This is a genomic window from Rhodovulum sp. (assembly GCF_011048875.1).
GTDB lineage: Bacteria > Pseudomonadota > Alphaproteobacteria > Rhodobacterales > Rhodobacteraceae > Rhodovulum > Rhodovulum tesquicola.
Genome location: NZ_DSDD01000157.1, coordinates 1 through 4,984 on the forward strand (window position 1 = coordinate 1; position 4,984 = coordinate 4,984).

The following is a 4,984-nucleotide window of genomic DNA, read 5'->3' on the forward strand; positions in this document are numbered from 1 at the left end:
CGCGCGCTGCAGCGCGCGCGGCAAGGCACCTTCCCTGAATTTGTCGCGAGGCTCTTCTATGGCTCGGCATTTTCCTGCTATGGTTCCGCGATACTGGTTTGGAGCCGGCGGGCGACCGGTTTAGAAAGCGGTAATGGAACCAGCCTTCGCGCTCACGCTCTCCGAAGACGGCATCGGGCTTCAGCACCGCAGCAAGGGCGGCTGGAAGAAGCTTGGCGAGGTGTCGCTCGACGATCCGGGCCTGGGCGAGACACTGAAGCTCATGCGCGGCACCGCCGAGGGCCTGGCGGGCGGACGGCTGCTGACCAAGCTGGTGATTCCAGACAGCCATGTGCTGTACACCACCCTTCCCGTCACCGGCGACAGCCCCGCCGAAAAGCGCGCAAGCCTGCAACGCGGGCTTGACGGGCTGACGCCCTATGCGCTGGACGACCTGGTATTCGACTGGCAGGAAACCGGGGCGGGCACCGCAAGGCTGGCCGTGGTTGCGCGCGAAACGCTGGTCGAGGCCGAAGCCTTCGCGGCGCAGCACAGGTTCAATCCGGTCTGCCTTGTGGCGTGCCCTTCGGAAGACAGGTTTGCGGGCGAGGCCTTCTTCGGCCCGACCGCGCTGGCCGCGACGCTTCTGTCCAAGGACGAGATACCCGAGTCTGGGGGACCGACATCGGAACGCCAGGGCGGTCGGCCCGGCCCCACACGGGGCAGCGAACGCCCCGCCGCGGCGAAAGCGACGCCCAGCCCGGCGCCGAAACGCAAGCCGAAAGCCGAGCCTCCGGTCGCTCCGCCCGCATCCGAAGCCGGACCTGCCCCGACGAAGGATGCGCTCCCCGCTGCCAGACCGGCGGATCCGGCTGTGCAATTCTCCACCCGTCGCCGCGCCGAGGATCACTCACCCCCACCCTCCGGCACCGATGCCCCGACCGAAGACGCCCCCTCCGGCAGCGCATCGCGGCTGAGCCTGTCTGTGACCGACGCGCCGGGCCGCGCGGCAGATGCAGCGACATCGGACAAGGCCACACCCAAGTCCACAACGGCGGCGCACCCGACGCCCCCCACAGGACGGATGCCAACGGTTCGAGTGCCCTCGGCCGATCCCGACCCGGTCGTCCGGCCCGCCGCCCGGATCGCATCGTTGCCGCCGCTGGGATCCGGCGCATCAAGAACCATCGAAAGCCACGGCAAATTGCGGCTTGGGCTGGCCCTGACCGGCGGGCTGGTCGTCGCCATGGCGGGGATCGCCCTCTGGTCGCTGCTGCCCGAAGCCGCCGACCGCGCCGATGCCCCGATAACGGTTGCCGACACCGGAACCGTGCCGGACACACAGAGTGACGCGGACCTCGCCGCCCTTCCCGACGACCCGGCCGGGGCCGAGAACATCGCGCCGCCCACGCTCAGCGAAACCGAGGCGGCGGAAAGTTACGCGACCACCGGGATGTGGCAGCTTGCGCCCGAGCCGATGACGGCGCCGCCGTCCGACCGGATCGGGGATCTTTTCGTCACGGCGCTCGATCCCGCGATTCGTCCGCCCGGCGCGTCCGTCCCGCCCGATCCGCGCGTCAGCCGGGACAATGATCTGCCACTGCCCTTGCAGGCCGACCCGCCGGGACAGGACGAGGTCTTCGTTCTGGACGAGCGTGGCCTTGTGGCGGCAACGCCCGAGGGCGCGTTGACCCCCGACGGTGTTCTGGTCTTTGCAGGCCCGCCGCCTCTGGTGCCGCGTGGCCGGGCGGCCGAGCCGGTGACGGATCCCGAGGCCCCTGGCGCGGTTGCCGAGAGCGCGGCCGAGACAGGCCCCGCCGCCCCCGTCCCGGCCCCGTCCGAGGCGCCGGAAGCCGCCAGTGGTGCGCCCGCTGCAGAGCCCGGAACGGCCCCGGCGGTGGACACCGAACTGGGCGTGATCGTGACGGAAGGGCCACCGGACCTGATCCCGCCTGCGCGTCCCGAGATCCTGGTCACGGTGACCGAGGGGCGCCCCCGCCTCGTGCCGCCGCCACGGCCGCAGCCCCAGCCGACAGCCGCCCCGACCGAGGGGACCGATGCGCAGCCGGATCTGCTCGCACCGGCCGAACCCGACACCGGAACCGGTATATCGCCCGAACCCGACCCCACCCAAGGCGACGAGACGGGCGCGGCCCAACAACCCTCTGGCGACACGACCACGGATGCGGGATCGGGCCCGTCGGCCAACCCCACGGGCGTCGCCGCCACGGACGCCGATACGGCCCCGGCGGCGCGGCTGGCCGCCATCCGCCCGCGTCCGCGCCCGGCCGACCTGGTGCCCGAGCCCGTCGCTGCGACGCCCGCAAGCGCGCAGTCCGCGGGCACTCCCGGATTGCGCCCCGTTGCGCGACCGGCCGCGCTGGCCGCCGCCGCGCTGACGCCACCGGTCGATCGCTCTGCGGATATCGAAGCCGCCCTTGCCGACGCGATCGGAGCGGAGCAGGACGCCTTCGCATCCGCGCTTGCCATTGCCCGATCACCGCGCCCGGCCTCGCGGCCCTCGGACCTTGCCAGTGGTCTGGCTGCCACGGCGCCCGCCGTTCCGGCGGCTGCAGCAGTCGCGGCACCGCGTATCCCGACCACGGCGAGTGTGGCGCGTCAGGCCACGCTGCCCAAGGCGATCAACCTGCGCCAGATCAACCTGATCGGGGTCTACGGATCGTCCGGTGAACGCCGCGCGCTGGTACGGCTCGCGAACGGGCGCTACGAAAAGGTCAAGGTCGGCGACCGGCTGGATGGCGGGCAGGTCGCGGCCATCGGCGAAAGCGACCTGCGCTATGTCAAGAACGGCCGGAACGTGGTTCTGAGTCTGCCGGGCCGCTGATCCCTCTCGCGGCATGTCGGATGTGACCACGAAAAAGACCGTGGCGCGGGGGCCACGGCCTCAAGGGGGCGGTTTCCGAGCCGATCAGGCAGCGCGCGAGACCAGAACCTCGCCCACCTGCTTCTGCGCACCGGCTTCCTCCACACCGGACACCGCCGCGACCTCGCGGGTCAGCCGTTCCAGCGCCGCCTCGTAAAGCTGACGCTCGGAATAGGACTGCTCGCGCTGGTCGTCGGTGCGATGCAGATCGCGCACGACTTCGGCGATCGAGATCAGGTCGCCCGAATTGATCTTCTGTTCGTATTCCTGGGCGCGGCGCGACCACATCGCCCGCTTGACCCTGGCCTTGCCCTTCAGCGTCGCCATCGCCTTGGACACGATGTCGGGCGTCGAGAGCGAGCGCATCCCGATCTCGGTGGCCTTGTTGGTCGGCACGCGAAGCGTCATCTTGTCCTTTTCGAAGGAGATTACAAACAGCTCGAGCGGAATGCCCGCGATCTCCTGCTCCTCGATCGACACGATCTTTCCAACGCCATGGGCGGGATAGACGACGTAGTCGTTGGGGCGGAACTCGGCTTTCTTGGTCTTCGACATTCAGTTCTTCCTCGCATGGACCCCTGCAAAGCGCCAGCCACCAAGCCGGAAACGCGTCATTCCCGACGGTTTTGATGCTCTGACGCCAAAAACAACCCCGCAGACATTTCTGTGTGCGCGGGGAGATCAGGATTCGGTCGGCCATTTATGAAGAGAAGGTAACACGAAAAACGCTGCGAGGAAAGCACCTCGACGCAGACGCACCCCCTCGGCTTTGGGCAGCAATGTTGTTATACGACCGAAAACGGGCGCGAAGGGCAGGCCGGGAGGGCCTCAGCCCCCCTCGCCGGGCGCTTCGGAGAAGTACTTCTCGCGCTTTCCGGTCTCGCCGTCGCGTTCGGCGGCCTCGGGCAGCGGGTCCTTGCGGGTGATGATCACGGGCCAGATCTGGGAATACTTGCGGTTGAACTCGACCCATTCGTCCATGTCGGGTTCGGTATCGGGCCGGATCGCGTCCGCGGGGCATTCGGGCTCGCACACGCCGCAGTCGATGCACTCGTCGGGATTGATCACAAGCATGTTCTCGCCCTCGTAGAAGCAGTCCACGGGGCAGACCTCGACGCAATCGGTGTATTTGCAGGCGATGCAGTTGTCGGTGACGACATAGGTCATGGGCGGGCCCTCGGTTTTCGTGTCGGGCAGGAACTAGAACACCCGGAAGGATCATTCAAGCGGGGGTTTGTTCAGGCGCCCGATCTGTCGGCGGTCCTTTTTCGTGGGCCGCCCCTTACCCTCATATAGCGGATTTTCGGGGGGTATTTCCTTGATCGGGGTCAAGTCCTCGTAGAGGGTGCGCGCCTCGGTCGCGGGGCCGCGACGGTCGCCGGGCGCGAGGATGCGCACCACGCGGATTTCGTGGCCCTGCGGGAATGTCAGCGTGTCGCCGGGCCCCACGCGGGCGCCCGGCTTGTCGATGCGGTTGGCATTGACCCGCACATGCCCGCCCGAGACCAGCGCGGCGGCCAGCGTGCGCGACTTGACGAACCGCGCCTGCCAGAGCCACTTGTCCAGCCTTATCGTCGGGCGTGGGAAGGGGTCGCTCACGCGGTCAGGACTTGTCCCTGAGACCCATCAGCGCGGCGACGAAGGGGTTGTCGGGGTCGATCGGCCTTTCCTTGCGCGGGGGGCGGGCCTCGAAATTCTGCGGCTTGTCGGGGCGCGGACCGCCCGGCTTGCCCTTGGCCTTCCCGCCGCGCGGCTTGCCCTTGGCATGGGGCCGCTCGCCGCCGCGCGGCTTCTGGCCGCCCGCCTTGCGACGCGGCGCCCAGGCGAAGGTATAGAAGACCTCGATCTCGGGCGCGCCCGCCCCGGCGGCAGCCTCGGCTGCGGGTGCCTCGGGGCCGGGCATTTCGGCTTCGGGCGGGACCGCCTCTACCGAGGCTGCACCCCCTTCGGCGGACCCCTCCCCCTGCGGAGTCGGCGCGGGCTTGACCTTGGGCCGCTCGCCGCGCGCGGCGCTGTAGCCCAGACCCCGCATCAGGTCGGCGAACTGTTCCAGCGTGGTGCCGGTGATCGAGAGCATGTCGGGTTTTGCCTCGAAGCCGCCCCGGGTATCCTCGGCGCGCA

General features: G+C 69.3%; 4 protein-coding genes and 1 pseudogene. 1 reads left to right on the forward strand and 4 read right to left on the reverse strand.

All coding sequences use genetic code 11. The features are described from left to right. Nucleotides 1-133 precede the first annotated feature (133 nt). Nucleotides 134-2,824: a hypothetical protein gene (locus ENN83_RS05590; protein ID WP_287185028.1), complete on the forward strand. Its 2,691-nt coding sequence runs from the start codon at nucleotides 134-136 to the stop codon at nucleotides 2,822-2,824. Between the two features lie 84 nt (nucleotides 2,825-2,908). On the opposite strand, the gene ENN83_RS05595 is transcribed toward ENN83_RS05590, so the two are convergent. The 4 genes and pseudogenes from ENN83_RS05595 to ENN83_RS05610 all read right to left on the reverse strand — a co-directional run. Then, nucleotides 2,909-3,418 carry a CarD family transcriptional regulator gene (locus ENN83_RS05595; RefSeq protein WP_287185030.1) on the reverse strand — a complete coding sequence of 170 codons (510 nt, stop codon included), beginning with the start codon at nucleotides 3,416-3,418 and terminating at the stop codon, nucleotides 2,909-2,911. Between the two features lie 273 nt (nucleotides 3,419-3,691). Then, nucleotides 3,692-4,030, reverse strand: a complete 339-nt coding sequence (gene fdxA, locus ENN83_RS05600; RefSeq protein ID WP_287185033.1) for a ferredoxin FdxA — start codon at nucleotides 4,028-4,030, stop codon at nucleotides 3,692-3,694. A gap of 51 nt (nucleotides 4,031-4,081) precedes the next feature. Next, nucleotides 4,082-4,462 (reverse strand): RNA-binding S4 domain-containing protein, encoded by a 381-nt coding sequence (locus ENN83_RS05605; RefSeq protein WP_287185036.1) that lies wholly within the window; start codon nucleotides 4,460-4,462, stop codon nucleotides 4,082-4,084. A gap of 4 nt (nucleotides 4,463-4,466) precedes the next feature. Then, nucleotides 4,467-4,984: pseudogene (locus ENN83_RS05610) on the reverse strand (disulfide oxidoreductase); the annotation flags it as partial.

Excerpts from the sequence above, each read along its gene's own strand:
- ENN83_RS05590 (WP_287185028.1), top strand. The coding sequence starts at position 134 with ATGGAACCAGCCTTCGCGCTCACGCTCTCCGAAGACGGCATCGGGCTT.
- ENN83_RS05595 (WP_287185030.1), bottom strand. The coding sequence starts at position 3,418 with ATGTCGAAGACCAAGAAAGCCGAGTTCCGCCCCAACGACTACGTCGTC.
- fdxA (WP_287185033.1), bottom strand. The coding sequence starts at position 4,030 with ATGACCTATGTCGTCACCGACAACTGCATCGCCTGCAAATACACCGAT.